Origin of the sequence: Ramlibacter aurantiacus (genome assembly GCF_016722895.1) — a bacterium.
GTDB classification, from domain to species: domain Bacteria; phylum Pseudomonadota; class Gammaproteobacteria; order Burkholderiales; family Burkholderiaceae_C; genus Ramlibacter; species Ramlibacter aurantiacus.
This window is the reverse complement of sequence record NZ_JAEQNA010000012.1, coordinates 71968-98903: the sequence shown is the minus strand read 5'-3', so window position 1 is coordinate 98903 and position 26936 is coordinate 71968. Positions and strand designations below refer to the sequence as shown.

Below are 26936 nucleotides of genomic sequence, written 5' to 3'. Positions count from 1 at the left end.
GTGGTGCGCAGGGCTTCGCTGGACCCAGTCGTCTGCCCTGCAGCCGCCCCCTCCGTTCGCCCTGAGCTTGCCTGTCCTGAGCTTTGTCGAAGGGTCGAAGGGTTCGCGAAGGCTTCGACGAGCCTGTCCTGAGCTTGGTCGAAGGGCTCAGCCCGAACGGAGGGGGTGGGTTCGTTCGCCGCAGGCGCCGCCGCCTGCATGAACGCCAGCACATCACCCAGCGTGTTCAGCGCAGCCAGCTGCGAAGGCGCCACCTCCGGCAGCCCAGGCATGCGTTCGCGAAAGGCCGAGAGGATCTCCACGCGCTTAATCGAATCGATGCCCAGGCCAGCTTCCAACTCGAGCGACAGGTCCAGCATGTCGGTGGGGTAACCGGTTTTCTCGGAGACCACCGCCAGCAGGGCATCGCGCAGCTCTGGCGAGACGTCGGCGCGAACATTGGGCGGGGCTGGATCGGGTATGGCCACTTCAATGGCGGGCGGTACAGGCGTGCTCGACACAGCCGCCGCCACGGGCGCTGCAGCCTGCGCCGCCGGCGCCTCGTTCAGGTGATGCATCCACTGCTGGAACTCCAGTTCCGCAGCTGCTGGCGATGCAGCATTCGCCGCGCCAAGTGCCACTGCCGGAGGTTCGCTGGAAGCGCGTTGGGGGAGGGTTCCCGGTGGCGGCGGATAGGGGCGGCCGTAGTTGACGCCGAGGATCGGCACCGTCAAGGGCGGCTTCTTCCCGGCAGGTGCCGCTGGTTCGGCGTACTCGCGCCACAACTCGGCGGGCCGCATGGGCACGCCAGCCGCGGCAAGCTTGGCCAGGGCCTGGCAGAACATGAGGACCCCATCCACGCCCGCGCGGTCCAGGCTGATGGCCAGGTGCGGGCGGCCACTCAGGGTCTGCTCCACAAAGGACGAGAGCGCGCCGCGCGGCCCCACTTCCAGGAACACCCGCACGCCGGCGGCATACAGGTTGTCGATCTGCTCACTAAACCGCACCGGCGAGGCCAGTTGAGCGGCCAGCTGGCGCCGGATGGCCTCCGGCTCGGCCGGGTAAGGCTGCGCCGTGGTGTTGGCGTACACGGGCAAGCTCGGTTGCCGCACGTCCAGGCCCCCCAGGAAAGCTTGCAGGGGTTCAACGGCGGGGGCGACCAGCGGTGAATGGAACGCGGTGCTCACCGGCAAGCGGCGGAACTCCACCTGGCGCTCCGCCAGCCAGGTCTCCAGCCGCTCGATGCCTCTGAGGTCGCCCGAGAACACCAGCTGTGTGGGCGTGTTGCGGTTGGCGGCAACCACGCCGAATCCGCTGGCCTGGACCTGCTGTTCGAGCCCGGCGGGCCCGTTCATCACGGCGGTCATCGCGCCGGGCACGGTCGCGGCACCCGACATCAGCTCGCCACGGCGGCGCGCCACGCGCAACAGGTCGTCTGCGGAGAGACTGCCCGCCGCGGCCAGCGCGGTGAACTCCCCGAAGCTATGGCCGGCCACGGCCGACGGCTCGATGCCGACCTGCCGCAGCAGCGCCAACTGCGCCAGCTGCACAGCCCCGATGGCGGGCTGTGCCCACTGTGTCTCGGTCAGCAACCGTTCCTGTTGCGCGCGCTCCTCATCGCTGAACGAAGGAGGAGGGAAGACGACGCCGTGCAGGCCGTTCGGGCCCCAGCCCAATCCGGCGGCACGGTCCCAGACCTCGCGCGCGGCATCGAAGCTCATGGCGAGGTCGCGGCCCATCTCCAGGTACTGGCTGCCCTGCCCGGAGAACAGGAGGGCCACCTGTCCCAGGGATGCGCCCACGCCGTAATGCACCTGGCCCCCGGGCAGGGCGAATGGCTGCTCGGGCTGCCGCTCGATGCGGCCCAGCGCCTGCGTCATGGTGGTGGCGGCATCGTCGCACGAGACCACCAGGGCCAGGCGGTGCGAACCCTCGGACCAGGCCAGGAGTGACTGGTTGGCGGCGTGGGCAACGACCTCTGGCCGCAGGTCGAGCGCGCGGCACCGCTCGATCAGCTGGGCGGCCGATGAGGCGGACACCAGCAGCAGCTCGTGGCCCTGGGTGCGCAGGCGGGGGCGCCGGGGCGCCGGGCCGGTGTACTCCTCCAGCGCGGCGTGGTAGTTGGAGCCGCCGAAGCCGAAGGCGCTGACGGATGCCCGGCGCGGGTGTGATGAATCGCGAATCCACGGGCGAGCACGGGTGTTCAGGTAGAAGGGACTTGCTGGCAGGTTGAGCGCCGGGCTGGGCTGGTCGACCTTGATGGTGGGCGGCAAGACCTTGTGGTGCAGTGCCATCACCGCCTTGAACAACCCGGCGATGCCGGCCGCAGCCTTGGTGTGGCCGATCTGCGATTTCACCGAGCCCAGGGCGCACCAGCCCGTTCGTCCGGTTTCAGCTTCGCCAAACACCCGGGTCAGGCCCTGGAACTCCGCCAGGTCACCTGCGCGCGTGCCGGTGCCATGGGCCTCCACCATTTCAACGGTTTCGGGTCCGTAGCCCGCGACTGCATAGCTACGGCGCAGCGCCTTGGCCTGGCCTTCGGCCACCGGCGCGTAGATGCTCTTGGACTGTCCGTCCGAAGACGTGCCCAGGCCCCGTATCACGGCATAGATGCGATCGCCGTCGCGCTCGGCATCGCTCAGTCGCTTCAGCGCCAGCATGCCCAGCCCTTCACCCAGCATGGTGCCGTCCGCGGCCGCCGAGAACGGGCGGCAGTCACCCGTGGGCGATAAAGCCGGTGTCTTGCTGAAGCAGGCGTACATGAGCGGGTCGTTCAGCGCGTCCACCCCGCCGGTGATCACCAGGTCGCTGTGTCCGCTTTCGAGTTCGAGCAGGGCCAGGTGCAGGGCCGCGAGCGAGCTGGCGCAGGCTGCGTCGATCACGCAGTTGGTGCCGGCCAGGTCGAAGCGGTTGGCAATGCGGCCGGCGACCACGTTGCCCAGCATCCCGGGAAAGGAGTTCTCGTTCCAGGGAACGTACTGATTGGAGATGCGATCGCAAATGGCGGTGACCTGCGCGTCGTCGAATCCATGCTGTCGCAGCGCATGGGCCCAGACCGGGCGCTGCATGCGAGCGCTGAGTTCGGTGACCAGTTCGGTGGCCGAGGCGACGCCCAGGATCACGCTCATGCGGCTGCGATCCATCTTGGAGAACGAGGTGCCGGCGGCGTCGTGCAGCACCTGCTTGGCCACGAGCAGCGCCAGCAGTTGCGCCGTGTCGGTGGAAGGCAGGTTGGCCGGAGGAATGGCGAATTCCAGCGGGTTGAAGTCGCTGGCCTGCAGGAAGGCGCCGCGCTTGGCGTAGATCTTGTCGGGCGCGCTTGGATTGGGGTCGAAGTAGTCTTCGATCAGCCAGTGGGTGGGAGGCACGTCGGTGACGAGATCGCGCCCGGCCAGGATGTCGCGCCAGAAGCCGATCTTGTCGGCCGAGCCGGGAAACAGGGCGCCAAGTCCAACGACGGCCACAGGCGTTGCAAGGCGGGCCGGGCCCGCAGGAACTGCATGCATGGAAACCTCCAGAACGATTGAGCAGGTCACCGCATGGACAGCGTGCGGCGGAGAACGAAAAAACGAGTCGGGGAGATCAGTTCCCGGGCGGACCCGAGGAAGGGCAGGGGAGAGGGCAACGCGTGCGCGCTCGATGAAGGTAGATAGGCAGGAATTCCGTGGGCACGAAGCTCTTCTCCCGTGATTGGGTACTGCGGATCTCTCCCTGAGACCGGTGTGGCGTGCTCTGAAGGCCGCTCACAAGTTGCAGCTCATTCTGAACATAAAGAAAGCATTGAGCAAGCTTTCTAACTATTTTGTTGGCGTTGTCCTATTGACTCGCCGCCCGATGCTGGTTCCGTGTTCTCGGGTTGGGCTCTCTGGAGCCGACACTTGCATCACCCGCATCCAGCCTTGCCCGGCCGGTGCTGGTGTCGTGGGATTTCTCTGACGTGGTTGGATCCGCTAGAGGCGGTGGGGGCCGGCGGTTCTGTGATCAGCGTGCGTCGCCAGGCGTTGGTGGTGACGCCCTGGTATGCGGCGACCGTGAGTACGCGCCGGGGTGTGGCCTGCGTCGCAGCGCGCCTCGGGCTCCTTCACACCTGGCGCCTTGATCGAGATGGCGCAACTGGCGCACCGGCAGCATCAGGAGCTGCAATGGCAGTTGCGCCGTGCGGTGGAAGGGGCGCAGCCGGAGCAAGCCCTCGTGTGCCGGCTCCGGTTGGCGATGGCTAGTACAGGGGTCGCTGAACCTGATGGCTGAAGGGGCAGCCGGACTCATCTGGCAGTCGGCGAACACCAGGCAGGAGTTTGTCGACGACCAGAGTTAGGAAATTCATGGTGAAGTTGTCGGCGCTGCAGTAGGAGAAATAGCCGGCGCTGGATTTTGCAGCGGCCTGCATCTTCAGCACGACCATTCGTCCAGCATCTACTGCGCATGGCAGTACCCCGTTCAGGTCGGTTCTCTTGTTTGTGATCCTGATCGACTTCGAAGGGCCGAGCTTGTGTTGCGCGCAGAAGGCGGCGGGCGACCAATTTCCTGAAGCCAGCATCTGCCTGAATACGGGATTGTTCTGGTTTTTCTTGATGATGGTCAGCCCGTCCCAGATGTCTAGCGTTGCCGCGCTCTGAAGGTAAGCTTCGGCATTCATGTGCGTTGCCTCTTCGAGTAGCTTCTTTGCGGCTACCAGTTCTCTCTTCTTGGGAAACAGGATGCTCCTGATCTTCTGTTTGTCGACGGAGCGGATTGTCTCGACCGCCTTGATGTACTCCGGCGTGATCTCAATCCCTTTGACCCACTGGCCCAGAACAAGGGTGAGGAACTCGTTCTTGGCCTCGCGCTCCAGGAGCTTGTCCCCTTCCCCCCCCCCCCCCCCCCCCCGCGCAGATACCTCAAGAGAACAGAGTCGTCGATGCTTTCGATGGCGAGCCGCAGGGCGTCATCTGCCTGCTGGCGCTGCTGCTTCTGATGCGCGATGCGCCGTTCTGTAAGGGGGTGGGTGGTGTCGTCCTGGTAGGGATAGAACAGCAGTTGTCGGCCTCGACTGTCGTGATGTTCGAAAGCGAATGACATCAGGTAACGGACCCTGGAAGGCTTGAACCTGGTCTTGTGCTCGTTCGATAACCCAAACGACAGGTCTCCGGATCTGACTGCGGTGATGATGTCCTCCTCTTTCTCGAGGGCAATTGGGATGGCGGGCAGGAAGGCAGACAAATACTTCATGGGTAACGGCTCCTTTGATGAAGGTGACGGTTATTTTCTGGATGAGTTTCGGTGATTCGGCCATTGCAGTCAGGCGTATCGATGCTCATGGCGTTGTCCGCGAACAGGCTTCGGCGCCATGCTGAAGTGCCGCTCCACCAGACGCCAAGAGTACTCAAGCGTCATCGAATGTGAATTGCCGGCCAAGTACTCCCCCGTGTACCAGGTTCGGTTGCGGCCCTGCAATTGCTCGAACTGATCGTAAATGCCGGATGCGAGATCTTCAATTCCGAAATGCGAGTTGAACTGCGGCCAGAACACCTTGTCGATCCAGCGGATGTCGTGGGCGCCGAATACCTTGACCAGAAGGCGCTCAGACTCCTGGAGAGCGGCATCGATGCCGTCGAGGCGGTCATGGCCCACGATGCCGCAATACAGGCGCAGCGCGTCGGTGCCCGTGCCCTCGATCAATGCGTGGCAGTGGAAATCGCATAGGGCGTGCGGCGCGTCCGCACGCTCGGCCTGGTCCGTGAAGACGTAAACGCCCCGGGGTTCGGGAATGCCACGGGCCAGGAAGCACACGCGCCAAGTGGGTCTGTTGCGAACCCGCGCATACAGCGTCGTTTCTTCGACGTCGCAATCCATGGCAGCAGCCACCTTGCCGGGTGGGCACGCAATGATCAGGTGGTCGAATTCATAGTCTTGCCCGTTGCAGGTGATGTGGACGCCCTCGTCGCTGCGGCGGATGGCGGTGATCTCGGCCCGGGTCATCACGTTGAGGCGTCGTGCCAGGCGAGTGAGAACCTCCTGGTAGCCCTCGCGAACCGGCAACCACACGCCCATGGTGTAGCGCAGGGGCGGGTTCAGCGCGAACACAAAGCTCTTGAGTGATTGCACCAGGCTGCGCGGGTCGGCCGCGTCTTCGTGGATGCCACCATGGGAACTGATGGACGACAGGGCGCGCAGCAGTGGCCCGATCAACTTGAAGTCGCAGGCCTTCATCCACTCGGCTTCCGACATTCGCAGCAGTTCAGGAGAAAAGCCGTGCGCATGGCCTGGCCGTGCGAGTTTGCGAAAGCGCAGGATCCACGGGATCAGCCGCGCGAAGTCGCGCATCTGGGTGAGTTGCCGGCCCAGGGGTTGGCCGGTCAGCCGGTGGCGCAGGAAGTCGGCCGAGTACTCGCCCGTGTGCGTGTCCAGGAAGCGGAAGTGGCAGGGCGTGCCGGGCCGTATGCCTTCACCCAGGTCGCTGCCCAGATGCAGGTGCAGTTCCTTGATCAGCTTGAACAGCTTGCGCGAGCTGAAAGGCTGGCCGCTGCCCATGTCATAGGGAATACGGCGACCGTCGGGAGCGTCGTAGGTCCGGGTCAGCGCCATGCCGCCGACACGCGCCTGGCGCTCGAAGACAAGCACTTCGTGCCGGCCCGTGCGTCGCAGCGCTTCGGCGGCGTACAAGCCGGAAGGCCCGGCGCCGATCACCGCGACTCGGGTCATGGGCGCACCAGGGGCGCGCATCAGGAGGGGAACTTGGCCAAATCGCGTGTTGATCATCGGGTGCCGTCCTGTTGGTGGGGCCGGCGGAAACTCGCCTGCCACAGACGGCAATATACATACTTACTGATTGCTTGCAATTCTTTCGATGGACAGAGTGGGTCATTCGCGAGGAGGCGGAACCAGCGCGTAGAGGGCGGTTACTGAGCGGTCGAATGTCAGCTGCCCTTCAGGCTTTGATGCGAGGTGTTGCTGGCATTTCTTCGTGGCCCGAGTCCGGCGCCTGCGTATCCCGATCGTCCAACAGAGTTCACCCATGCAGAAAAACCAACCCGCGCCTTCACCACAGACTGCCGTCTGTCCCTTCGGTCGAACAACGAGCAAGGTCGACAAGCTCATCAAACGGTTGCAGGACTTCCTGGGCAGGACTTACCGGCCCGGCGATGCGCGACGTGCGGGTATGGCCACGACGCTGGGCCTGGCCAAAGGAAGGTTCACCGTCGACGAGAACGTGCCGGTTCACTTGCGTGCGGGCGTGTTCAGCCAAGGACACAGTTTTCCGTGCTGGGTGCGCTTTTCCACCTCGAGCGAGCGGATTCGTAGCGACAAGGAAAAGCAGGTCCGCGGCTTGGCGATCAAGCTGCTGGGTGTTTACGAAAGTTCGGGGGGGGGGGGGCGTCTCTCTGAAGACGAGCACTGCACACAGGATTTCACGTTTCTGTCCCAACCGTTCGTGCCACTCGGAACCCTGGATCGTTTCGCTGGTATTGCGCCGTTCTTTCTGAGGTTCAGCACATGGGGCGGTCTGCTGTGGCTGATGATGCATGGGCACTTCGACATCATCCGGAAGACCGCGGGCAACATCCACCATGACTCAAGCCCGCTGGACATTGCCTACTGGAGTTGCGTGCCTTACCAATGCGGTGAGCGCCACGTGGTCAAGTGCAAGCTGCAGCCGACCTCTGCGTTCCGCAGTCGTCTGCCTGCGAAGCTGACCGACGATTACCTCAAGGAGAACCTTGCGCGACACCTGGCCGAGCATCCCGCCAGCTTCGATGTGTTCGTGCAGTGCTATCGGAACGATGCAAGCACGCCCATCGAAGATGCAAGCGTCGAATGGCCCGAGGATGTGAGCCCCTTCGTCAAGGTGGCGACGCTGGAGCTGCCGGTCCAGTCCGTGAACGCGCCTTCACGGAAACAGCTGGCCGAGGTGATCGCCTTCTCTCCCGGCAACTCGCTGATGGCCCATCGCCCAGTGGGTGAACTCAATCTGGCGCGGGTGCAGATCTATCGCGAGTTGGCCCGCTACCGCCATGCCCGCAACGGGAAGGCGCGCGTGGAGCCGAGGGCCGAGGACTTCGACGCGGCCGAGTGAGCTCCAGCCGGGGACAGTCGTGGCCGGCGGAATACATCCATCGCCGCGCCATCCCATCCGGAACTACGAATAGGGCCGACGTTACCGGTGCAGTTTTACCGTGATGACGTGAGTACGCCCATTCACGACGCGAGTGTCGAATGGCGTGAGGAGGTGAGTCCCTTCATCAAGGTGGCGACTCTGGAGCTGCCAGTGCAGGCAGTCAACGCGCCATCGCGCAAAGATTTGGACGAGCGGATCGCCTTCTCCCCTGGCAACGCACTCATGGCCCACCGGCCGGTCGGCGACCTCAATCTGGCCCGCGTCCATCTTTATCGAGCGATGGCGCACGAACGTCGTGCGCTACACGGGTTAAAGCCCATCGAGCCGAGGGCCGAGGACTTCGACGCGGCCGACTAGCGGGGTGCGACTGCGGCTAGCTTTCCCGCCGCAGCGCCGGGAACAGGATCACGTCCCGAATACTCGGGCTGTCCGTCAGCAGCATCATCAGCCGGTCGATGCCGATGCCGCAGCCCCCGGCCGGCGGCATACCGTATTCCAGCGCTCGCACGAAGTCATGGTCGAAGAACATGGCCTCGTCGTCGCCTGCGCTCTTGGCATCCACCTGCGCAGTGAAGCGCGCGGCCTGGTCTTCCGCGTCGTTCAGCTCCGAGAAGCCATTTCCGAACTCCCGCCCGGTGATGTACAGCTCGAAACGCTCGGTGACCTCGGGCCGCTGGTCGTTGGCGCGGGCCAGGGGCGAGATCTCGGTGGGGTGCTCCATGATGAAGGTGGGCTGCCAGAGCTTTTCTTCCACCTTCTCCTCGAAGTACATCACCTGCAGGCTGGCCAGGGACCGAGTGGACAGGCGATGCTTCTCCTCGGACGAACCCAGCTTCTTCAGCTCGGCGATGAGCCACTCGCGGTCGTCCGCACGGGGGCCGGCTTCGGTGTGGCGGTCGATGGCTTCGCGGATGGTGAGGCGCTCGAAGGGCTTGGACAGGTCCACCGGCTTGCCGGCATAGACCAGCTCCATCGTGCCGGTGGCCTTGAGCGCGGCGTCGCGCACCAAAGCCTCGGTGAAGTCCATGAGGTCGCGGTAGTTCCAGTAGGCCGCGTAGAACTCCATCATGGTGAACTCGGGGTTATGGCGCACCGAGATGCCTTCGTTGCGGAAGTTGCGGTTGATCTCGAACACGCGCTCGAATCCACCCACCAGCAGCCGCTTCAGGTAAAGCTCGGGCGCGATGCGCAGGAACATCTCCTGGTCGAGTGCATTGTGGTGCGTGACGAAGGGCCGGGCGTTGGCGCCGCCGGGGATGGAGTGGAGCATGGGCGTCTCCACTTCCAGGAAGTTGTGCGCCACCATGAACTCGCGAATGCCGGTGATGGCCTTGCTGCGCGCGACGAAGCGCCTACGCGCCTCTTCGTCGGTCATGAGGTCCACGTAGCGCTGGCGGTACTTCACTTCCTGGTCGGCCACGCCGTGGAACTTGTCGGGCATGGGCCGCAGGCTCTTGGTGAGCAGGCGGATGCTGGTCGCCTGCACGGTGAGTTCGCCCGTCCTGGTCTTGAACAGGGTGCCCTCGCAGCCCACGATGTCGCCCAGGTCCCAGTGCTTGAAGGCGGCGTAGGTTTCTTCGCCCACGTTGTCGCGCGTGATGTAGACCTGCATGCGACCGGTGGCGTCCTGCAGGGTGGCGAAGCTGGCTTTGCCCATCACGCGCTTGAGCATCATGCGGCCGGCGATGCGCGCCGGCACACGTTCGCCTTCCAGCTCGTCGGCCTTCTTGTGTTCGTGCGACTCGAGCAGGGTGGCCGCGTGCACGCCGGGCTTGAAGTCGTTGGGGAAGGCGACCGGTCCCCCTTGCTGCTGCTGCTCACGCAAGGCCTTGAGCTTCTCGCGGCGCTCGGCGATCAGCTGGTTGTCGTCTTGGGCGGCGTGGGCAGGCTGGATGGCGGGGTCGGACATGGGGGTGCGGCGGTGAGTTGGTGGCCGGCGTGCGGCCAAACCGGCGATTTTAGGTTTTCACGGGCGGCGCCCCGAGCGCCGAGGTCCGTCCCCGAGGCTCGGGTTCATCCGCCCAAGGTCGACTTCAGGAACGGTGCCATCGATCCGGGCGTGGTTCTGGGTGAGAAACGCTTCACCGGCACGCCTTGCCGGTCGATCACGAACTTGGTGAAGTTCCACATGATCCGTCCGCCGACCAGCCGTCCGGCCCCCCATGCCCCGGGAAGGCGGGACTTGAGGTACCTGAACACGGGATGTGCGGCCGGTCCGTTGACGTCGCCCTTGGCCATTATCGGGAAGGTCACGCCATAGTTGACCGAGTAGAACTCGAGGATGTCGTGTGCATCGCCCGGTTCCTGCGCCATGAACTGGTTGCAAGGAAAGCCAAGGATGACCAGGCCCTGGTCGGCATGCCGCTCATGCAACTTCTGCAGGCCCGCGAACTGCGGCGTGAAGCCGCAGCGGCTGGCCGTGTTCACCACCAGGACCACCTTGCCTCGGTGCTGGCCGAAGCTGTGCGGCTTGCCTTCAATGTCGGTGGCGCAGAGGTCGTGGAACTGCACGGCCCGCGAGGTCAGCTGCAGATGCCCATGCGGGCGAGCACGTCGCCCACCAGCTCCAGGCGCAGCAGCGGGTTATCCAGCTCCATCAGGCGCTGCTTCAGCCCCGTGGGAACCGGCAGCACTTCGCACCAGCGGTTGGCGACCCAGCCGCAGTCGTCGAGCCGCCATTCGTCGGGTTCCAGGGGCTGCTGGCCTGGGCCTTGTGGCTTGTCGCGGACCGAGTCCAACACTTTCTGCAAGGCCTGGGCGATGGGTTCCAGATCGGGCGGGACCGCCACGTGCAGGTCGTCGGGCAGTCGCTCGACATCGGCCACCCAAAGGCCGTGCTTGAGCCGCTGGCTGGATGTGACACGGAAGCGCTGGGTGCCGCGCACGCGGACCATCATCAGGCCGGCCTGTGGTCGGGCGAGTTCTTCGATCTCGGCCAGGGTGCCGACGTGGGCCAGTGTCTCGGGCGGAGCGCCCGCCTGGCGCACCTCCTGGCCCTGGGTCAGCGCCACGATGCCGAAGGGCGCGCCGGCCTTGTGGCAGCGGGTGATCATGTCGAGGTAACGCACCTCGAACACCCGCAGCGGCAGGACCCCGCCCGGGAAGAGCACTGTTCCGAGCGGGAACAAGGGAAGCGACTGCAGGGTGAGGGCGGACGACACGGAAGCTCCAGAACGGCTCGCTATGATCCCACGACCTTTCCACGGCCGGGCCCATGCTCTACGAAATCTTCTCGCTGCTCCTGAACGTCGCGGCCACCCTGTTCGGCGGTGCGTGCCTGCTGCGGCTGTACATGCAGCACCAGCGGCTGTCCTTCGGCAATCCCATCGGGCGCTTCGTGTTCGCGCTCACCAATTGGCTCGTGCTGCCGCTGCGCCGGGTGCTGCCGGCCGTAGGCCGCTGGGACACGGCCAGTGCGGTGGCGGCGTACCTGATCGAGCTGCTGCAGGTGGTGCTGATATGGGCGGTGCTGGGCGCCGCCACGGCCAGCGCGGTGTTGCTGCCCCTGCTGGCCGTGTTCGGCCTGCTGCGGCTGGTGATCTCGTCCATGACCGTGCTGGTCATCGTGGGTGCGGTGCTGTCGTGGGTGCGGGCGGATTCGCCGATGGCCGATCTGGTGGAGCGCTTGTGCGCTCCCTTGCTGCGGCCGTTTCGCCGCGTGATCCCGCTGGTGGGCGGGATTGATTTGTCGCCGCTGGCTTTGCTGGTGCTGCTGCAGGTTGTGGGGATCGTGCTCAATGGGTTGCAGCACGCGGTTACCTGAGAACCTGTGTCGGGGGCCGCGTAGGGCATGAGGAAGACGCGGCGCCGCACCCACTCCGTTCTCCCAAAGCCTGCCTGTCCTGAGCTTGTCGAAGTGTCGAACGGCCCGTCGCGCGGTGCAGGCTTCGACAGGCTCCCAACAAACAGCCTTCGCTCGACACACCAACTCCGTTCGGGCTGAGCTCGTCGAAGCCCCGCCAACCCTTCGACAGGCTCAGGGCGAACGGATGGGTAGGCCCACTAACTGTTTGTCCCCTCAATGCCTTTCGTCGCCCTCGGCGGCGAATACAAGCTCAGCCCGAACGGGTGTGGTGATCGAGCGCGAACGGCTTCGACGGGCTCAGCCCGAACGGGGGGGGTCTGCTCACCAGGCTTCGACAGGCCTGTCCTGAGCTTTGTCGAAGGGCTCAGCCCGAACGGATTTTGCTGGCGCGTGTCCCGGCCGTCCCGGCGTCAGGCCACTGCGTCAGCCGGCTGGCGCTGCAACATGGCCAGCGCGCTGGCAATCGTCTTGCGAAGCTCGCGCCGGTCGCAGATGAAATCGATCGCACCCTTCTGCTGCAGGAATTCCGCGCGCTGGAAGCCCTCGGGCAGCGTGACCCGCACGGTGGATTCGATCACGCGCGGGCCGGCGAAGCCGATCAGGGCCTTGGGCTCGGCGATGACGATGTCGCCCATGAAGGCGAAGCCGGCGCTGACGCCGCCCATGGTGGGGTCGGTCAGCACGCTGATGTAAGGCAGGCCCTTTTGCGCCAGGCGGGTGAGGGCGGAATTGGTCTTGGCCATCTGCATCAGCGACAGCAGGCCCTCCTGCATGCGCGCACCACCGGTGGCGGTGAAGCAGACGAAGGGCACCTTCTGTTCGGCGGCGGTCTCGACGCCGCGCACGAAGCGCTCGCCCACCACGCTGCCCATGCTGCCGCCCATGAAGTCGAACTCGAAGGCCGCGACCACCAGGCTGATGCTGTGAACGGCGCCGCCCATGACCACCAGCGCATCGGTCTCGCCGGTGTTCTCCAGCGCCTCTTTCAAACGCTCGGGATAGCGGCGGCTGTCCTTGAACTTGAGGGCGTCGACCGGCAGCACTTCCTGGCCGATCTCATAGCGGCCTTCGGCATCGAGGAAGGCATCGAGCCGGGCGCGGGCGCCGATGCGGTGGTGGTGCGAGCAGGAGGGGCAGACGTTCTTGTTCTGCTCGAGATCGGTCTTGTACAGGACGGTCTCGCAGCTGGGACATTTGACCCACAGGCCTTCGGGCACGCTGCGGCGGTCGCTGCGCTCGGAAGGCTGGATCTTGGGCGGGAGGAGTTTTTCGAGCCAGGACATGCGGGCTTCCTTTCGGGGAGCGATTCTAGGAGTGGTCGAGCGCTTGCCGTATCTCGGCGATGAAGCGCGCCGCAGCCGGGCCGACCTGGTCGCGCGGCTGGCCGTCGATCAACTGGATCAGTTTGGTGCCGATCACCACCGCGTCGGCCACGCGGCCGACGGCGCGCGCGGTCTGCGCATCACGGATGCCGAAGCCTACGCCCACGGGGACGGACACCTGTGCCCGGATGCGCGGCAGCATCTGTTCCACCGCGTCGGTGTCGAGGTGGCCGGCACCGGTCACGCCCTTGAGCGACACGTAGTACACGTAGCCGCTGGCCACGCGTGCCACCTGGCGCATGCGCTCGTCGGTGCTGGTGGGGGCCAGCAGGAAGATCAGGTCGAGCCCGTGCTCGCGAAGCTGCGCGGCGAAGGCTTCGCACTCTTCGGGCGGGTAGTCGACGATCAGCAGGCCATCGACACCGGCTTCGGCGGCGTCGCGCGCAAACGAGCCAGGGCCGTGCCGCAGCTCGTAGCGTTCGACGGGGTTGGCATAGCCCATGAGGACCACGGGCGTGTCGGCGTTCTCGCGGCGGAAGTCGCGCACCATCTGCAGCACCTGGGCCAACCCGATGCCCAGGGCCAGCGCGCGCTCGCCGGCCTTCTGGATCACGGGGCCGTCGGCCATCGGGTCGGAGAAGGGCACACCCAGTTCGATGACATCGGCGCCGGCATCGCACATGGTTTGCATCAGCGAGGGCGTGACATCGGCATAGGGGAAGCCGGCGGTAACGTAGGGAATGAGGGCTTTGCGGCCCTGTTGCTTCAGGCGCTCGAAGGTGGGTTCGATGCGGCTCATGCCTTGAACTCCACGCGGGCTTCACCCTTGACGCTCTGTCCCTGGCAGCTGGGCCGGCAATAGAAGTCGGCGCCGCTCAAATCGGCCACGGTGCCGATGTCCTTGTCGCCGCGTCCGGAGAGGTTGACCAGGATGCTCTGGTCGGGTCGCATCGTGGGCGCAAGCTTCATGGCGTAGGCGAGGGCGTGGCTCGATTCGAGCGCGGGGATGATGCCCTCGTGGCGGCACAGGTAGTGGAAGGCATCCAGCGCCTCGCGGTCGGTGATGCCCACGTACTCGGCACGGCCGATGTCCTTGAGCCACGCATGCTCGGGGCCCACGCCGGGGTAGTCCAGGCCCGCGCTGATGCTGTGCGTCTCGGTGATCTGGCCGTCTTCGTCCTGCAGGATGTAGGTGCGGTTGCCGTGCAGCACGCCGGGGCTGCCGCGCTGCAACGAGGCCGAGTGCTTGCCGCTTTCCAGGCCCTCGCCGGCCGCCTCGACGCCGACCAGCCGGGTCTGCTCGAACGGGATGTAGGGATGGAAGATGCCCATGGCGTTGCTGCCGCCGCCCACGCAGGCCACCACCACGTCGGGCTGGCGGCCAAACATTTCAGGCATCTGCTCGATGCACTCGCGGCCGATCACGCTCTGGAAGTCGCGCACCATCATCGGGTAGGGGTGGGGGCCGGCCACGGTGCCGATGATGTAGAACGTGTTCTCCACGTTCGTCACCCAGTCGCGCATGGCCTCGTTCAGCGCGTCCTTCAGTGTGCGGCTGCCCAGTTCCACCGGCACCACCGTGGCGCCCAGCAGCTTCATGCGATAGACGTTGGGGCTCTGGCGCTTGACGTCCTCGGCGCCCATGTACACCACGCATTCCAGCCCATAGCGCGCACAGATGGTGGCCGTGGCCACGCCATGCTGGCCGGCGCCGGTCTCGGCGATCACGCGCGGCTTGCCCATGCGCTTGGCGAGCATGGCCTGGCCGATCACGTTGTTGATCTTGTGGGCGCCGGTGTGGTTGAGGTCTTCGCGCTTGAGGTAGATCTGCGCGCCGCCCATCTCGCGGCTCATGCGGCTCGCGTGGTAGATGGGAGAGGGACGGCCGACGAAGTGCTTGAGCTCGTACTCGAATTCGGCGAGGAACTCGGGGTCGTTCTGCCAGCGCGCGTAGGCGGCGCGCAGTTCGGCTATGGCGTGGGTCAGGGTCTCGCTGACGAAGCTGCCGCCGTAGATGCCGAAATGACCCGCGGCATCGGGTTGTTCATAGGAGGTGCTCATGACGGGTGGAACCCAGGTAGGCGTCGGCCGCGCGCACGGCGGCGACGAACTGCTCGATCTTGCCGGCGTCCTTGATGCCCTTGGAGGCCTCGACACCGGAGCTCACGTCAACGGCCAGCGTGCGACAACGCGGGCCCAGACGGGCGATGCCATCGCCCACGTTTGCAGGCGTCAACCCACCAGACAAGACGAGGTGAGCGCTGACGTTTATTGGAATGCGTGACCAATCGAATGCCTTGCCGGCACCGCCGTAGCCTTCGACATGCGCGTCGAGCAGCAGGGCCTGGGCGGCGGAGAAATCGGACGCGAATCTTAGCAAGTCGAACGATTGGGACGAATCCAGGGGGATGCGCGCGGCTCGCAGGAAGGGGCGTCCCGCGGCTGCGCGTGCGCACTCGTCGGGAGTCTCGTCGCCGTGGAATTGCAGCATCGCCGCCGGGATGAGGTCGCAGGCCGCACGAACCTCATCGGGCGACGCGTTGACGAACAGCAGCACCGGCGTGACGAAGGGCGGCAGTCGGCGCGCCAACTCGGCGGCCCGCGCCGCGCTCACATGGCGCGGGCTCTTCGCGTACAGCACCAGGCCGATGGCATCGGTACCGGCCTGCACGGCGGCATCGACGTCCTGCTCGCGGGTCAGGCCGCAGATCTTGATGCGCGTGCGCAAGCCGGGGGTGTGGGTCATGTGGGGAAAGTCCTCGCGCTCGAGGCTCGGCGGAATACCGGGCCGGGCCGGTCAGGGGAGCCAATGATAAGCAGCCGCCTGGCTCGGCAGGCCCCAGGCGGGGTCGTAGACCGGGCCGAGGAAGTACAGCCCGTCGGGCGAGAAGGTGGGCGCGGCCACGCGGCGGCTGCGTGCATCCCGCACCTGTGCCATCCACGCGGGCGGCTGCAGTCCCTGGCCGACGGCCAGCAGGCAACCCATGATGTTGCGGATCATGTGGTGCAGGAAGGCGTCGGCCTCGAACTCGAAGCGCCAGTAGGGGCCGCGGCGCGAGATGTCGATGCGGGCGAGCGTCTTGACGGGCGTGCGCGCCTGGCACTCGGCGGCGCGAAAGGAGCTGAAGTCGTGCTGGCCCAGCAGGTGCGTCGCGGCTTCGCGCATGGCGGCGGCGTCGAGCGGCCGGAACACCCACCCGACGCGCCCGGCCTCGACGCTGGGGCGCACCGGCGATTCGAGCAGCACGTAGGCATACCGACGGGCCACGGCGCTGGCGCGGGAGTGGAATGCGCGCGGCACCTCCTGCGCCCATTGCACGGCGATGTCCGGCGGCAGGAAGGTGTTGGTGCCCCGCACCCAGGAGAAGGACTCGCGGCGGAGCGGCGTGTCGAAGTGGACGACCTGCATCAGGCCATGGACGCCGGCATCGGTGCGCCCCGCACAGACGGTGGAGACCGGCTGCGCCGCGAACCGGGACAGCGCCTGCTCCAGCTTGTCCTGAATGGTCTGGCCGGACAGCTGGCTCTGCCACCCTGAGTAGCCGTGGCCGGCGTAGCTGATGCCCAGTGCGATGCGGGTGGACGGCAGGGGCGGCGCAGCCATCGCGGGCGGCGCCGGGTCTGGCGGCGCGGCGTTCAACCGATGTCGGCGATGAAGCGCTGCACCTTGGCCTTGAGTTCACCGGAAGCCTCGGCGAGCACTTCTTCGGCCAGGCTGCGCGCCCCGTCGGAATCCCCGATCGCCAGGAACTCCTCGGCCAGCGAGAACTTGGTGATCAGGGCGTCGGCATCGCCCTCGCTGGAACTTGCCAGCGACGGCAGGGGTTCCAGCGCCGCGAGCGAGTCATCGGGCTGGGCGGCCTGAACCACCGGCTCGATGGTTGGCGAGGCCGTGGGCAGCACACTGTCGAGGTCGAGCGACAGGTCACCGAAATCGAAGGTCAGCGGCTCGAGTCCGGCGCTGGGTGCTTCGGCGGCGGCGACCTCAGCGGGTGCCGGCTCGGCCACCGCAGCGGAGGCGACCGCCGGCTGCGCGTCGAGTTCGAGCGCCGAGAGCGGTTCCAGGTCGAGGCCGGGCAACTCGATGCCAGGCACCGACTCGGCGAGAGCGGGCAACACGGCGGGCTCTGCCACGGGGGGTACTTCTTCGAGCAGGGCTTGGGGCGTCTCCGGCGCCGGGCGCTCCAGCACGGCCGTCGCTTCCTGAGGCGCGTCGAGCGCCACGGGGCGAGGCGCGTCGAGCGCCACGGGGCGAGGCGCGGTGCCGGCAGAGGTCGTGGTGGGCTGCGACTCGAGGAAGTCGAGGTCGAGGTCGAGCCCGCTGGGTGGCCCGGAATCGAGTTCGACCGCCTCGTCGGCTTCGTCGGTGGTGACGTAGCGGGTGCCGAGCAGGCCAGCGGCGGTCCCGCCGCCTGCGATGGCGGCGGCGCCGGCGCCGCGGCCGTCGGCCGAGCGGTACAGCGGGTTGGCCGGGTCGAGCTCGCGGCCCATGGCGCTGATCTGTCGCCATTCGGTGCCGACGCCCTGCGTCAGGGCGTGGGCCTCGCGGGCAATGGCCTCGAACGGCTTGGCCTCACCGCGCTTGGCGTGGATCTCGAGCAGCTTGGCGTGGATGGCCACGCGCTGGGGATTGATGCGCAGGGCCTCCTTGAGGATTTCCTCGGCTTGCAGGTCCCGGCCGTAGGCGAGGTAGACATCCGCTTCGGCCACGGGGTCGACGTCACCAGCGGCGTCGAGCTGGCTGGGCGAATAGACCATCGACGACGCGCTGGTCTGATTGTTCTCGGCGGTGTCGATGCGCTGGCCGCCGCTGGCTCCGAAGAAAGAGTCGGGCTGCAGGCGGCTTTCGAGGAACGAGCTGTCGACGTGGCTGGCCTTCTGGCGGCGGCGTCGGGCGCGGTACAGGACGAGTCCGAGCAGCAAGGCGGCGGCGCCGCCGGCGGCGGCAGGCAACAGGGGGTTGTCGAACATCTCTTGGAGCCAATCCGCTTCGGCCGCTGCCGGCGGTTGAGGCGCTGGGGTGGGGGCGGAATCCGGTGTCGCCGTAGCGGCAGGCGCCGGAGCTGGTTGCGCGGACAGTGGCAGGCCGGTGGAGCCGCCATCGGGGGCGGCCCCTGCGGTGCCTGTCGTCGCCGATGCCGCGGCTGCGGCCGGGGCGGCAGGGGCTGCCGAGGACGACACCGGGCCGGTACGGGTGGGGGTGGCCTGGGCAGCCGTGGCCGTGAGGCGGTTCAGCTCGGCCAGGTTGCGGTTCAGCTCGGCCAGGCGCGCGGCGGCATCCTGCGCACTGCGCTCCTGAGCGATCTGCTCTTCGGCGCCACGCTGGCCCTGGACCGACCCCTTGGACAGCGTCAGCCGGTCAGGCCTGGGGGCGACCTGCGCCTTTTCCTGGACCTCGGCCTCGAGCCGGCCCGAGGCCGTGCGGCCGGCTGTGCCGACGGCCGGGGCGTTGGCCGTGGCCTGGGCCAACTGGCGACGGTATTCGTTGAAGTCGCGGCTTTGTGCGACCAGCGTCTGGCGAGCCTGCGCGGGCGTGATGCTGGCGGCCGCTGCGGCGCTGGGCAATTCGAGCACGGCGCCGGCCTTGAGCCGATTGACGTTGCCCTCGTCGAAGGCGGCCGGGTTCCCCTTGAGCAGGGCCACCAGCATCTGGTCGAGCGAGACCGTTTGCGGCCGGTAGCGCTCGGCGATGCGGCCGGCGGTCTCGCCGCGCTGGACTTCGACCCGGGGCGGGGCGCCAGCTTCGGGCGGCCGGAGGGCGCCGCCACCGGCGGGTGCGGATGTCGCGGCTCCGGCGGGCTCGGCGGACGCAGCCCTGGGAGCAGTGGTGGAGGGCGCAGGGACGGCCGTGGTCGTGCGCGGGGCCGCGGCGACCTGTGGCGCCATGGTGGGGGCCGCGCGCCGCACTTGCGGCGGATCGAGCAGCAAGGTGAAGTCACGCACGATGTGTCCAGAGGACCAGCGGGCATCGACCATCAACTCGACGTAGGGTTCGTTCACGGGGCGCTCGGTGGCCACCCGGATGAAGTGGCTGCCGTCGGGCCGGCGTTGCAGCGAGACGCGGGCACCGGCCAGGCTGGGGTGGTACTCGAGGCCGGCCGCGCGGAAGGCGTCGGGAGCGGCCATCTCGGTGCGCAGCGTCTCGCGCTCTTGCTCGGTGACCTGTGGCACGTCGATGTCGACGCGCAGGGGTTCGCCGAGCGCGGAGTGCACGACGACACGGCCAAGTGCGAGGGCCTGGGCCTCGCCGGCACAAACGCCCATCAGCAGGGCGGCGGCCAATCCCACGGCCGTACTGCGCCAGGTAGGCGCCGCCACCGGCGAAGGCACTCGGGAGGCGTGCGGCTGATTTCTCATGATGCGGACGTGGGCCTTGTGCGGTCTTTACTACAAAGAAGATAGCATCGATCTTCGCTGCCTCACAAGGCGATGCTGCTCGACGCGCGAGTGCTCACACGCAGGCAGTGCAAGCTCGGCAATCGATGTTGCCATACGGCAACGGCCTGAACTGATGAGGTTACAGGCCGTTTCACGGAACAAAACTTGGATGCAACCGCTGCTGCGCAGCGGTTGGGAGTCAGGACTCGAGCAGGATGCGCAGCATGCGGCGCAAGGGCTCGGCGGCGCCCCACAGCAACTGGTCGCCGATGGTGAAGGCGCCCAGGTATTCCGGCCCCATCGCCAACTTGCGCAGGCGGCCGACGGGAATGTCCAGCGTGCCGGTCACGGCCACCGGAGTCAGCCCGGCCATGGTGGCTTCGCGGGTGTTGGGAATCACCTTCGCCCAGGGGTTGTCGGCCGCGATCAGGGCTTCGATGTCGGCCAAAGGCACGTCCTTCTTGAGCTTGAAGGTCAGGGCCTGGCTGTGGCAACGCATGGCGCCGATGCGGACGCAGAAGCCGTCGACGGGCACGGCGGGGGTGCCAAAGCCGGCACCCTGGCCGAGGATCTTGTTGGTCTCGGCGCCCGCCTTCCACTCTTCGCGGCTGGTGCCCCAGCCGTCCTCGCCCGGCTGCTTGCCGGCCCCGAGATCCTTGTCGATCCACGGAATGAGCGAGCCGCCCAGCGGCACGCCGAAGTTCTGCGTTTCTTCAGCCGACAGGGCCTGCTGGCGAGCGAGCACCTTGCGGTCGATTTCGAGAATGGCCGACTTGGGATCGTCGAGCAGCGCGCGCACCTCGGCGTTGAGCGTGCCGAACTGGGTGAGCAATTCGCGCATGTGCTGGGCACCGCCACCGGACGCAGCCTGGTAGGTCATGCTGGTCATCCACTCGACCAGGCCGGCCTTGTACAGGGCGCCCACGCCCATGAGCATGCAGCTCACGGTGCAGTTGCCGCCGATCCAGTTGCGGCCGCCCTTGGACAAGGCGTTGCGAATCACCGGGGAGTTGACGGGGTCGAGGACGATGACCGCGTCGTCCTTCATGCGCAGCGTGGAAGCCGCGTCGATCCAGTGGCCGTTCCAGCCTGCCGCGCGCAGCTTGGGAAACACCTCGCTGGTGTAGTCACCGCCTTGCGCGGTGAGGATGACGTCGCATTGGGCGAGTTGGGCGATGTCGAAGGCGTCCTTCAGGGTGGTCTCGTTCTTCGCCTGGACCGGGGCCTTGCCACCGGCGTTCGAGGTCGAGAAGAACACCGGTTCGATCAGCGCGAAATCGCCTTCGGCCTGCATGCGGTCCATCAGGACCGAGCCGACCATGCCGCGCCAGCCGACCAGGCCGACCCGGGGTTGTTGTGCCTTGAGAGTCATCGTCATCGCCCTTTACGAAGTAATGCTTGGGTGTTTGTTCCCCGGCTCGTCGGAGCCGGAGAGGGCGCGACGAACCAGAAGCGGTCAGCTCTTGATGGTGGTCTTGGTAATCGCGGCCACGACGGCATCGCCCATGTCGCGCGTGCCGACCTGGGTGGTGCCTTCGGAATGGATGTCCGCCGTGCGCAACCCTTGTGCGAGCACTTGCCGGACGGCGGATTCGATCCGGTCGGCGGCTTCGGGCTGGTCGAGGGAGAAGCGGAGCATCATGGCGGCGGACAGAATTGTAGCCAATGGGTTGGCGACCCCTTGTCCCGCAATGTCGGGCGCGCTGCCATGGCTGGGCTCGTACAGGCCCTGGTTCTGCGCGTTGAGGCTGGCCGAGGGCAGCATGCCGATGGAGCCGGTGAGCATGGCCGCCTCGTCCGAGAGGATGTCACCGAACATGTTGCCGGTGACCACCACGTCGAAGCGCTTGGGCGCCTTGACCAGTTGCATGGCGGCGTTGTCCACGTACATGTGGTCGAGCTCGACGTCCGGGTACTCGCGGCCGACTTCGGTGACCACGTCTTTCCAGAACTGAAAGGTCTCCAGCACGTTGGCCTTGTCGACGCTGGTCACGCGCTTGCTGCGCTTGCGTGCGGCCTGGAAGGCCACGTGCGCGATCCGCTCGATCTCGGGGCGGCTGTAGCGCATGGTGTCGAAGGCTTCTTCGGCGCCGGGAAAGTGTCCGTCGGTGGCCGTGCGGCGGCCGCGCGGCTGTCCGAAATAGATGTCGCCGGTGAGCTCGCGGATGATGAGGATGTCCAGCCCGGCCACCAATTCGGGCTTGAGGCTGGATGCATGCGTGAGCTGCTCATAGCAGATGGCGGGGCGGAAGTTGGCGAACAGGCCCAGGTGTTTGCGCAAGCCGAGGATGGCTTGCTCCGGCCGCAGTGGCCGGTCGAGCTTGTCGTACTTCCAGTCGCCCACGGCGCCGAAGAGGATGGCGTCTGCCTGCTTGGCCAGGTTGAGCGTGGACTCGGGCAGGGGATGGCCGTGTGCCTCGTAGGCGGCGCCGCCGACGGGTGCGGTCTCCATCTCGAAGTCGAGGTCGAGCACGTTCAGGACCTTCACGGCCTCGGCCACGATCTCCGTGCCGATGCCGTCACCGGGAAGGACTGCGATCTTCATGTGGTTCCTTGTTCAGCGCGTCAGGGTGTGGGCCAGCCAGGGCTTGGCGGCAAGGCGGCGCGCCTCGTAATCCTGGATCTTGCTGGCGTGGCGCAGCGTCAGACCGATGTCGTCCAACCCGTTGAGCAGGCAGTACTTGCGGAACGGCTGAACGTCGAACGCAAGCTCCTCGCCCTGCGGCTTCACCACCACCTGGCGCTCGAGGTCCACGGTGAGTTCGTAGCCGGGGAAGGCGAGCACGTCGTCGAACAGGCGCGACACGGTGCTCTCGGGCAGCACGATCGGCAGCAGGCCGTTCTTGAAGCAGTTGTTGAAGAAGATGTCGGCGAAGCTGGGCGCGATCAGCGCGCGAAAGCCATACTGCTGGATGGCCCAGGGCGCGTGCTCGCGCGAGGAGCCGCAGCCGAAGTTGCGGCGTGCCAGCAGCACCGAGGCGCCCTGGTAACGCGGCTGGTTGAGGACGAAGTCGGGATTGGGCTTGCGGCTGGCCGGATCCTGGCCCGGTTCGCCGTGGTCCAGGTAGCGCCACTCGTCGAACAGGTTGGGTCCGAAGCCGGTCTTGCGGATCGACTTGAGGAACTGCTTGGGAATGATGGCGTCGGTGTCGACGTTCTCGCGGTCGATGGGGGCGACCAGGCCCTTGTGCACGGTGAACTTGTCCATGTGATCAATTCCTCTTGAGCGCGCCGTCGACCGCGCGGTCGATCTTGGCGCCGGTGTTGTCGATGACCTGCTTGGCGCGGCTGCGCTCCAGCGGCCCGCTGACCTTCTGGTCGACCTGTTCCACTTTCTGACCGAGCTGGTTGCCGGTGCGTGCCACGGCGTTGCGCGTGTTCTCCATCGCGGCGCAGCCGGGCAGCACGAGCACGGCAGCCGCAAGTACCAGGGCCACCGCGGAACCGGCTTTGCCGGGCCGCTGGTGGCGCCCCCTCGAGGGGGAGGCGGCGAAGCCGCTTCGGGGGTGGGCCCTCATAGTTGACGGATGTCGACAAAGTGCCCGTGCACCGCGGCGGCGGCGGCCATGGCCGGCGACACCAGGTGCGTGCGGCCGCCCGCGCCCTGGCGTCCCTCGAAGTTGCGGTTGCTGGTGGACGCGCAGCGCTCGCCCGGCTCCAGCCGGTCGGCGTTCATGGCCAGGCACATCGAGCAGCCCGGCTCACGCCACTCGAATCCCGCCGCCTTGAAGATCTCGTGCAGGCCTTCGCGCTCGGCCTGCTCCTTCACCGGTCCCGAGCCCGGCACCACCAGCGCCAGCTTGACGTTGGACGACACCTTCTGCCCCAGCCGCTTGACCACGGCCGCGGCCTCGCGGATGTCCTCGATGCGGCTGTTGGTGCACGAGCCGATGAACACCTTGTCGACATGCACGTCGGCCATGGGCTTTCCCGGCTCCAGGCCCATGTAGCTCAGCGCGCGCTCGATGGCCGAGCGCTTGCTGTCGTCCTTCTCCTTGTCGGGATCGGGCACGCGCCCGTCGATGCCCAGCACCATTTCGGGCGAGGTGCCCCAGGTGACCTGCGGCACGATGCGGGTGGCGTCGATCTCCACCACGGCGTCGAACTTGGCATCGGGGTCGGTGTGCAGGGTGCGCCAGTAGGCCACCGCCTGCCCCCATTCGGCACCCGTGGGCGCGAGGGGGCGGCCCTTGACGTAGTCGATGGTCTTGTCGTCCACCGCCACCAGGCCGGCGCGGGCGCCGGCCTCGATGGCCATGTTGCACACCGTCATGCGGCCTTCCATGCTCAACGAGCGGATGGCCGAGCCGGCGAATTCGATGGTGTAGCCGGTGCCGCCGGCGGTGCCGATGCGGCCGATGATGGCCAGCACCACGTCCTTGGCCGTGACGCCGCGCGCGAGCTGGCCTTCGACCTTGACCAGCATGTTCCTCGCCTTCTTGGCCAGCAGCGTCTGCGTGGCCAGCACGTGCTCGACCTCGCTGGTGCCGATGCCGTGGGCCAGTGCGCCGAAGGCGCCATGGGTGGAGGTGTGCGAGTCACCGCAGACCACCGTCATGCCGGGAAGCGTGGCGCCCTGCTCGGGCCCGATTACGTGGACGATGCCCTGGCGCTTGGACAGGTAGGGGAAGTAGGCCGCAGCGCCGAATTCGCCGATGTTCTTGTCCAGCGTGGTGATCTGCTCCTTGCTGATCGGATCGGTGATGCCGTCGTAGCCCAGCTCCCAGCCGGTGGTGGGCGTGTTGTGGTCGGCCGTGGCCACCACGCTGCTGATGCGCCAGACCTTGCGGCCGCCCTCGCGCAGTCCTTCGAAGGCCTGCGGGCTGGTGACCTCGTGCACCAGGTGCCGGTCGATGTAGAGGACGGCGGTGCCATCGTCCTCGGTATGGACGACGTGTTCGTCCCAGATCTTGTCGTAAAGGGTGCGTCCCATGGCTGTGGTCCTGTGAGGAGAAATGTCTATGAAGCGGCAGGTGGAGGGCTGCCCAGGTGCGTGGCCAGCAGGCGCGCGGTCACGGGCAGGGTGGCGAAGTCGCGGGCCACGAGTTGCAGCTCGCGGGTGGCCCAGTCGTCGGTGAGGGCGACCGCCTGCAGCCCGCCCATGCGGCGCAGCAGGCCGAAGGCCCGGTCGGGCACGAGCCCGAGTCCCAGGCCGCTCTGCACCATGCGGCACAGCGCGTCGAGCCCGGTCACCTGCATGCGCAGGCGCACGGTGCGTCCGGCCTGGTGCGCGGCGCGGCTCATGGCCAGGTAGATGGAGCTGTTGCTGTGAAGGCCCAGGTGGTCGTAGTCCAGCGTGTCGGTGAAGGCCACCGCCGGCAGTCGCGCGAGCGCATGGCCCTCGGGCACCACCAGCACCAGCCGGTCCTGCCGGTAGGGGCGCAGGGCGAGGTCGTCGGTGGCGGTGGGCGGGTGGCAGATGCCGAGATCGCAGTCGCCCTCCCGCACTGCCCGCACCACTTCGGCGCTGAGGTGCTCGGACAGGTCGATCTTCACTTCGGGATGGCACTGGGCAAACCCGGCCAGGTCCTCCGGCAGGAACTGCACGATGGCCGAGATGTTGGCGTGAACCCGCACGTGGCCGCGCACGCCCTGGGCGTACTCGTTCAGGTCGGCCTGCATGCGTTCGAGGTTGAACTGCACCGCCTTGGCGTGGTGCAGGAAGGTCTGCCCCGCGGGCGTGAGTTCGACGCCCCGAGCGCGTCGGTAGAAGAGGGGCGCGCCCACGGCGTCTTCGAGGTCGGCAATGCGCTTGCTGGCCGCCGAAGCCGCGATGTACTCGTGCTCGGCCGCACGGCCGATACTGCCCAGCTCGCTGGCCGCCATGAACAGCTGCAGCGAGGTGAGGTCGAGGCGACGGGCAAGGTTGCGGTCGGGGGTGGCCATGGAAAGATCGCGAAATGCGAAGCCAGGGCAGATTATCCGCGCCCGATCCCACTCAGGCATCGTGAATCGAGATGGGCCTGTGCGCAGTCCGGAAACAAAAAAGCCCGCCGGAAGCGGGCTTTCGCGGAGGTCGCCGAAGCGGCGATCAGCGCTGCGCGATCGGCCTGACGTCGCGCCGGGTGGAGCCGTCGTACAGCTGGCGCGGCCGGCCGATCTTGTACTCGGGGTCGCTGATCATCTCGTTGAGCTGGGCGATCCAGCCCACCGTGCGCGCCAGCGCGAAGATGGCGGTGAACAGGCTGACCGGAATGCCGATCGCGCGCTGCACGATGCCCGAGTAGAAGTCGACGTTCGGGTAGAGCTTGCGCGAGACGAAGTATTCGTCCTCGAGGGCGATCTTCTCCAGGGCCATGGCCAGCTTGAACAGCGGATCGTTCTCGAGGCCCAGTTCGGCCAGCACCTCGCGGCAGGTCTCCTGCATCAGCTTGGCGCGCGGGTCGTAGTTCTTGTAGACGCGATGGCCGAAGCCCATGAGCTTGGTGCCGGAGTTCTTGTCCTTCACCTGCTTGATGAACTCGCCGATCTTTTCCACGCCACCGTTGCGCTGGATGTCGTGCAGCATGTTCAGCGCCGCTTCGTTGGCACCGCCGTGCGCCGGGCCCCACAGGCAGGCCACGCCGGCCGCGATGGCCGCGAAGGGGTTGGTGCCCGAGCTGCCGCACAGGCGCACGGTGGAGGTGGAGGCGTTCTGCTCGTGGTCGGCGTGCAGGATGAAGATGCGGTCCATCGCGCGCACCAGCACGTCGTTGGGCTCGTACTCCTCGCAGGGCGTGGCGAACATCATGCGCATGAAGTTGCCGGTGTAGGACAGCGAGTTCTTGGGGTAGATGTACGGCTGGCCCATGGCGTACTTGTAGGCCATGGCCACCAGCGTGGGCATCTTGGCGATCAGGCGGATGGCCGAGATCTCGCGGTGTTCGGGGTTATTGATGTCGGTGCTGTCGTGATAGAAGGCCGACAGCGCGCCCACCAGCCCGGTCATCACGGCCATCGGGTGGGCGTCGCGGCGGAAGCCGCGCAGGAAGAACTGCATCTGCTCGTTGACCATGGTGTGCATGGTGACGCGGCGGGTGAATTCTTCCTTGCCCTTGGCGTCGGGCAGCTCGCCGTACAGCAGCAGGTGGCAGGTTTCCAAAAAGTCGCACTGCGTGGCCAGCTGCTCGATGGGATAGCCGCGATACAGCAGCTCGCCCTTGTCGCCATCGATGTAGGTGATGGTGGACTGGCAGGAGGCCGTGGACAGGAAGCCCGGGTCGTACGTGAACATGCCGGTCTGCGCGTACAGCTTGCGGATGTCGATGACATCAGGGCCGACGGAGCCCGAGTACACGGGCAGGTCGACGCTCGGGCCGCCGTTGGAGAACGACAGGGTGGCTTTGTTGTCGGCGAGTTTCATGGGTCTTCCTCTTAA

At 66.8% G+C, this 26936-nt stretch carries 22 protein-coding genes; 3 read left to right on the top strand and 19 right to left on the bottom strand.

Translation table 11 applies throughout. From position 1 onward, the window contains the following. The 3 genes from JI739_RS23030 to JI739_RS23020 all read right to left on the bottom strand — a co-directional run. Positions 1–3485, bottom strand: a 3485-nt coding sequence (locus JI739_RS23030) for a type I polyketide synthase (RefSeq protein ID WP_201686369.1), incomplete at its 3' end; no start/stop codon positions are given. Positions 3486–4195: 710 nt separating this feature from the next. After that, positions 4196–4615 (bottom strand): hypothetical protein, encoded by a 420-nt coding sequence (locus tag JI739_RS23025; RefSeq protein ID WP_201686368.1) that lies wholly within the window; start codon positions 4613–4615, stop codon positions 4196–4198. Between the two features lie 641 nt (positions 4616–5256). Beyond that, positions 5257–6660 carry an FAD-dependent oxidoreductase gene (locus tag JI739_RS23020; RefSeq protein ID WP_236589996.1) on the bottom strand — a complete coding sequence of 468 codons (1404 nt, stop codon included), beginning with the start codon at positions 6658–6660 and terminating at the stop codon, positions 5257–5259. 313 nt (positions 6661–6973) lie between these two features. Here JI739_RS23020 and JI739_RS23015 point away from each other — a divergent pair, with 313 nt between their 5' ends. Both JI739_RS23015 and JI739_RS23010 read left to right on the top strand, forming a co-directional pair. Then, a complete protein-coding gene (locus tag JI739_RS23015; protein ID WP_201686366.1) occupies positions 6974–8032 on the top strand; it encodes a catalase family protein in 1059 nt (352 codons plus the stop codon). A 108-nt stretch (positions 8033–8140) separates the two neighbouring features. Continuing rightward, entirely contained in the window at positions 8141–8431 is a 291-nt protein-coding gene (locus tag JI739_RS23010; protein WP_201686365.1) for a catalase family protein, read from the top strand. Between the two features lie 16 nt (positions 8432–8447). Here the strand turns inward: JI739_RS23010 and lysS are convergent, their stop codons facing one another. From lysS to JI739_RS22995, 3 genes are all read right to left on the bottom strand, one after another. Next, the gene (lysS, locus tag JI739_RS23005) at positions 8448–9983 is read right to left on the bottom strand and encodes a lysine--tRNA ligase (protein WP_201686364.1); all 1536 of its coding nucleotides are present in this window, start codon (positions 9981–9983) and stop codon (positions 8448–8450) included. 104 nt (positions 9984–10087) lie between these two features. Continuing rightward, positions 10088–10585 carry a glutathione peroxidase gene (locus JI739_RS23000; protein ID WP_201686363.1) on the bottom strand — a complete coding sequence of 166 codons (498 nt, stop codon included), beginning with the start codon at positions 10583–10585 and terminating at the stop codon, positions 10088–10090. A gap of 11 nt (positions 10586–10596) precedes the next feature. Then, a complete protein-coding gene (locus JI739_RS22995; protein ID WP_201686362.1) occupies positions 10597–11235 on the bottom strand; it encodes an LON peptidase substrate-binding domain-containing protein in 639 nt (212 codons plus the stop codon). A 53-nt stretch (positions 11236–11288) separates the two neighbouring features. Between JI739_RS22995 and JI739_RS22990 the strand changes: the two genes are divergently transcribed. Next, positions 11289–11837, top strand: coding sequence for a YggT family protein (locus JI739_RS22990; RefSeq protein WP_201686361.1), 549 nt, complete (start codon positions 11289–11291; stop codon positions 11835–11837). 452 nt (positions 11838–12289) lie between these two features. Here the strand turns inward: JI739_RS22990 and accD are convergent, their stop codons facing one another. The 13 genes from accD to gltA form a co-directional block, all read right to left on the bottom strand. After that, positions 12290–13162 (bottom strand): acetyl-CoA carboxylase, carboxyltransferase subunit beta, encoded by an 873-nt coding sequence (gene accD / locus JI739_RS22985; RefSeq protein ID WP_201686360.1) that lies wholly within the window; start codon positions 13160–13162, stop codon positions 12290–12292. Between the two features lie 25 nt (positions 13163–13187). Then, positions 13188–14000, bottom strand: a complete 813-nt coding sequence (trpA, locus tag JI739_RS22980) for a tryptophan synthase subunit alpha (protein ID WP_201686359.1) — start codon at positions 13998–14000, stop codon at positions 13188–13190. Continuing rightward, positions 13997–15262 carry a tryptophan synthase subunit beta gene (gene trpB / locus JI739_RS22975; protein WP_201686358.1) on the bottom strand — a complete coding sequence of 422 codons (1266 nt, stop codon included), beginning with the start codon at positions 15260–15262 and terminating at the stop codon, positions 13997–13999. The genes trpA and trpB overlap by 4 nt, the downstream gene beginning before the upstream one ends. Beyond that, positions 15246–15947, bottom strand: a complete 702-nt coding sequence (locus tag JI739_RS22970; RefSeq protein WP_201686357.1) for a phosphoribosylanthranilate isomerase — start codon at positions 15945–15947, stop codon at positions 15246–15248. Before JI739_RS22970 ends, trpB begins: the two co-directional genes overlap by 17 nt. A 51-nt stretch (positions 15948–15998) precedes the next feature. Then, positions 15999–16805, bottom strand: coding sequence for a tRNA pseudouridine(38-40) synthase TruA (gene truA, locus JI739_RS22965; protein WP_201686356.1), 807 nt, complete (start codon positions 16803–16805; stop codon positions 15999–16001). 32 nt (positions 16806–16837) lie between these two features. Further along, the gene (locus tag JI739_RS22960) at positions 16838–19489 is read right to left on the bottom strand and encodes a FimV/HubP family polar landmark protein (RefSeq protein WP_354003788.1); all 2652 of its coding nucleotides are present in this window, start codon (positions 19487–19489) and stop codon (positions 16838–16840) included. 289 nt (positions 19490–19778) lie between these two features. Beyond that, positions 19779–20951, bottom strand: a complete 1173-nt coding sequence (gene asd, locus JI739_RS22955; RefSeq protein WP_201686354.1) for an aspartate-semialdehyde dehydrogenase — start codon at positions 20949–20951, stop codon at positions 19779–19781. 84 nt (positions 20952–21035) lie between these two features. Further along, the gene (gene leuB / locus JI739_RS22950; protein WP_201686353.1) at positions 21036–22124 is read right to left on the bottom strand and encodes a 3-isopropylmalate dehydrogenase; all 1089 of its coding nucleotides are present in this window, start codon (positions 22122–22124) and stop codon (positions 21036–21038) included. Between the two features lie 12 nt (positions 22125–22136). After that, a complete protein-coding gene (leuD, locus tag JI739_RS22945; RefSeq protein WP_201686352.1) occupies positions 22137–22787 on the bottom strand; it encodes a 3-isopropylmalate dehydratase small subunit in 651 nt (216 codons plus the stop codon). Positions 22788–22791: 4 nt separating this feature from the next. Next, the gene (locus tag JI739_RS22940) at positions 22792–23016 is read right to left on the bottom strand and encodes a hypothetical protein (RefSeq protein ID WP_201686351.1); all 225 of its coding nucleotides are present in this window, start codon (positions 23014–23016) and stop codon (positions 22792–22794) included. Between the two features lie 77 nt (positions 23017–23093). Beyond that, positions 23094–24512 carry a 3-isopropylmalate dehydratase large subunit gene (gene leuC / locus JI739_RS22935; RefSeq protein ID WP_201686350.1) on the bottom strand — a complete coding sequence of 473 codons (1419 nt, stop codon included), beginning with the start codon at positions 24510–24512 and terminating at the stop codon, positions 23094–23096. Positions 24513–24538: 26 nt separating this feature from the next. After that, positions 24539–25465 carry a LysR family transcriptional regulator gene (locus JI739_RS22930; RefSeq protein WP_201686349.1) on the bottom strand — a complete coding sequence of 309 codons (927 nt, stop codon included), beginning with the start codon at positions 25463–25465 and terminating at the stop codon, positions 24539–24541. Between the two features lie 145 nt (positions 25466–25610). Continuing rightward, entirely contained in the window at positions 25611–26921 is a 1311-nt protein-coding gene (gene gltA / locus JI739_RS22925; RefSeq protein ID WP_201686348.1) for a citrate synthase, read from the bottom strand. Positions 26922–26936: the final 15 nt, after the last annotated feature.

Bases quoted from the DNA above. Each gene is read 5' to 3' on its own strand.
- asd (WP_201686354.1), bottom strand. From the start codon at position 20,951: ATGACTCTCAAGGCACAACAACCCCGGGTCGGCCTGGTCGGCTGGCGC.
- JI739_RS22970 (WP_201686357.1), bottom strand. From the start codon at position 15,947: ATGACCCACACCCCCGGCTTGCGCACGCGCATCAAGATCTGCGGCCTG.
- JI739_RS22990 (WP_201686361.1), top strand. From the start codon at position 11,289: ATGCTCTACGAAATCTTCTCGCTGCTCCTGAACGTCGCGGCCACCCTG.
- gltA (WP_201686348.1), bottom strand. From the start codon at position 26,921: ATGAAACTCGCCGACAACAAAGCCACCCTGTCGTTCTCCAACGGCGGC.
- JI739_RS22930 (WP_201686349.1), bottom strand. From the start codon at position 25,465: ATGGCCACCCCCGACCGCAACCTTGCCCGTCGCCTCGACCTCACCTCG.
- accD (WP_201686360.1), bottom strand. From the start codon at position 13,162: ATGTCCTGGCTCGAAAAACTCCTCCCGCCCAAGATCCAGCCTTCCGAG.
- JI739_RS23020 (WP_236589996.1), bottom strand. From the start codon at position 6,660: ATGACCCGAGTCGCGGTGATCGGCGCCGGGCCTTCCGGCTTGTACGCC.
- JI739_RS23015 (WP_201686366.1), top strand. From the start codon at position 6,974: ATGCAGAAAAACCAACCCGCGCCTTCACCACAGACTGCCGTCTGTCCC.
- leuD (WP_201686352.1), bottom strand. From the start codon at position 22,787: ATGGACAAGTTCACCGTGCACAAGGGCCTGGTCGCCCCCATCGACCGC.
- truA (WP_201686356.1), bottom strand. From the start codon at position 16,805: ATGGCTGCGCCGCCCCTGCCGTCCACCCGCATCGCACTGGGCATCAGC.
- leuC (WP_201686350.1), bottom strand. From the start codon at position 24,512: ATGGGACGCACCCTTTACGACAAGATCTGGGACGAACACGTCGTCCAT.
- trpB (WP_201686358.1), bottom strand. From the start codon at position 15,262: ATGAGCACCTCCTATGAACAACCCGATGCCGCGGGTCATTTCGGCATC.
- JI739_RS23025 (WP_201686368.1), bottom strand. From the start codon at position 4,615: ATGAATGCCGAAGCTTACCTTCAGAGCGCGGCAACGCTAGACATCTGG.
- leuB (WP_201686353.1), bottom strand. From the start codon at position 22,124: ATGAAGATCGCAGTCCTTCCCGGTGACGGCATCGGCACGGAGATCGTG.
- lysS (WP_201686364.1), bottom strand. From the start codon at position 9,983: ATGTCCGACCCCGCCATCCAGCCTGCCCACGCCGCCCAAGACGACAAC.
- trpA (WP_201686359.1), bottom strand. From the start codon at position 14,000: ATGAGCCGCATCGAACCCACCTTCGAGCGCCTGAAGCAACAGGGCCGC.